Source organism: Novosphingobium gossypii (assembly GCF_050433305.1).
GTDB lineage: Bacteria > Pseudomonadota > Alphaproteobacteria > Sphingomonadales > Sphingomonadaceae > Novosphingobium > Novosphingobium gossypii.
The window spans coordinates 1-1,445 of the sequence record NZ_JBNPXM010000029.1 but is presented as its reverse complement, the minus strand read 5'-3'; the positions used below and the strand labels follow the sequence as shown (position 1 = coordinate 1,445).

Below are 1,445 nucleotides of genomic sequence, written 5' to 3'. Positions count from 1 at the left end.
CCCGAAACATGGGATAATCGCGGGAGCGAGTCGTCCTGACGCCCGGTGGGTGTAGTAGCAGGTGACTGTTCCCCGATAGGATGAAGATACGGGCTCACGATGGACACCGGGCCCAAGCATCCATGGAGGAACAGTCGTGGCAAAGTATATCGGACTCGACGTGTCGATGAAAGAGACCGCGGTCTCGATCCGGTGCGAAGGCAAGCGAATATGGCGCGGCAAATGCGCCTCCGATCCCAAGATCATTGCCCAGCTCGTGCGCAAGCGTGCGCCCGGGGTCGAACGGATCGTTTTCGAGACTGGTCCGCTCTCCGTGTGGTTCTGGCATGCGCTAAAAGCCGAAGGGTTACCGGCGATTTGCATTGATGCGCGACATGCGGCCAAGGCGCTCGACATGGCACCCAATAAGACCGACGCGAATGACGCGGATGGATTGGCCCAGCTCGCCGAGATTGGCTATTTCAAGCAGGTACGGGTGAAGACCTTCGACAGCATGTTGACGCGCGCGCTGGTCGCGGCCCGCACGCGATTGGTACAGATCACGGTTGAGCTATCCAATCAGATCCGCGGCCTCATGAAGACCTTTGGTCTCGTTGTCCCCGCCGGTCGAGGAAGCGTCTTTGAGAAGAACGTCCGGGATCTGTTGGCGGATGAGGCATCTCTGGCTCGGATCATTCTGCCCCTTCTCGAAAGTTGGCGCAGCCTGCGTCAGCATGTGGCTGAACTGAGCCGCCGGTTGATTAGTGAGGCGCGGCAAAGCCAAGCCTGTCAGATCCTGATGTCGATCCCAGGGGTCGGTAGCATCACTGCCACTTCGTTCATGGCGGCCATTGAAGATCCGGCAAACTTCAGGAAATCCAGGTCAGTGGGAGCCTGGCTCGGGCTGACGACCAGACGTTATCAATCGGGTGAGATCGACTACGATGGCCATATTTCCCGGCGCGGCGACAAGCACCTTCGCGGATTGCTTTACGAGGCGGCGGTGACTGTTCTCACCCGCAGCCAGGCCGATAGCGGTCTGCGAGAGTGGGGTCTCAAGCTCAGGGAACGGATTGGCTTCAAGCGCGCTGCGGTCGCCCTTGCCCGCAAGCTGGCCGTCATTATGCATACCATGCTCAAATCGGGCGAGCTCTTCGACCCTACCATAGGTGCAACAGCATGACTGCCCGCGTTATCTTCATTTCTCCTTGGCGTTCATGATCTGAACGCCGGCGTCATGTCCCTGCCGGGGACGTGGGCCGAGTCATTCCGCTCGAAGGGTTGCACAGCTATTTAAGCTGAGTGCGCCCGAAACATTGGAAGGCTCTTCCCGCGAAGCCCATCATGCGGCGGCTCATGCCGACCGCGAAGACGACCCTGCTCCCGGCATACAGCGATGGCGCCATGACGCTGAACATCAACTAGGCACAGAAAGGACTTGCTCTATGACGCGCGATTAGACGACC

At 59.2% G+C, this 1,445-nt stretch carries 1 protein-coding gene; it reads left to right on the top strand.

What is annotated here, in order from left to right; translation table 11 throughout:
- Nucleotides 1-136 precede the first annotated feature (136 nt).
- On the top strand, nt 137-1,162 hold the full coding sequence (locus GGR40_RS22105; RefSeq protein ID WP_429278420.1) for an IS110 family RNA-guided transposase: 1,026 nt from the start codon (nt 137-139) through the stop codon (nt 1,160-1,162).
- The last annotated feature ends 283 nt before the right edge of the window (nt 1,163-1,445 follow it).